Source organism: Pseudomonas sp. MWU13-2100, assembly GCF_023242365.1.
Classification (GTDB): Bacteria; Pseudomonadota; Gammaproteobacteria; order Pseudomonadales; family Pseudomonadaceae; genus Aquipseudomonas.
In genome coordinates, this window is the sequence record NZ_JALLIX010000137.1 from 1 (window position 1) to 611 (window position 611).

The following is a 611-nucleotide window of genomic DNA, read 5'->3' on the forward strand; positions in this document are numbered from 1 at the left end:
GATGGTTGATGACAAGTACAAGGTGCGGGTACAGAAGCGCCTGTACGACATTATCGACCGTAACCGCGACGGCAAGATGACGGCGGAAGAACTGCAAGCGGCGATCCGTTTGCCGGCCCACGCCCAGTCGATCTCGCAGTTGATCATTCACGGAGAAAGCGAGTGGTACTACAGAGCCCCCACCTGGGACGCGCTGGATGAATTACTGGGGCATAGCGGTTCGACACCGAATTTGAATTGGTTGGCGGAGAAAGAACGCTTCAAGCAAATCAGTTGGTGGGATGACGTAGCGGAGAAGGTGGGGATTCCGACGTATGGGAAAGTGTATCACTTTCATCCGCTGGGGTTGGTGGGAGCCTTTGGTCGTCGTCCTACATGTATGTCTCTTCCTGAATCTATTGAGTTAGCACTTAGAGTTAGTGGAGGATATGAAGGGCGTAGCGCTCTGGATTATCATGCATTAGCAGATGACTTTGATGGCCAAGGAACTTCATTTGGTTTAATTCAGTGGAATTTCGGGCAAGGAACGCTTGGTCCTGTGTTGCTGAAAATGTTTAGGAAGAACAGTGCCCGCTTCGCCGAATGCTTTCCAAATGGCACAAGTTATGAAA

At 50.7% G+C, this 611-nt stretch carries 1 protein-coding gene; it reads left to right on the forward strand.

Annotation, left to right across the window (positions count from 1 at the left end; genetic code table 11):
* On the forward strand, positions 1–611 hold a 611-nt coding region (locus M5B99_RS29730), incomplete at both ends, for an EF-hand domain-containing protein (RefSeq protein ID WP_248807471.1).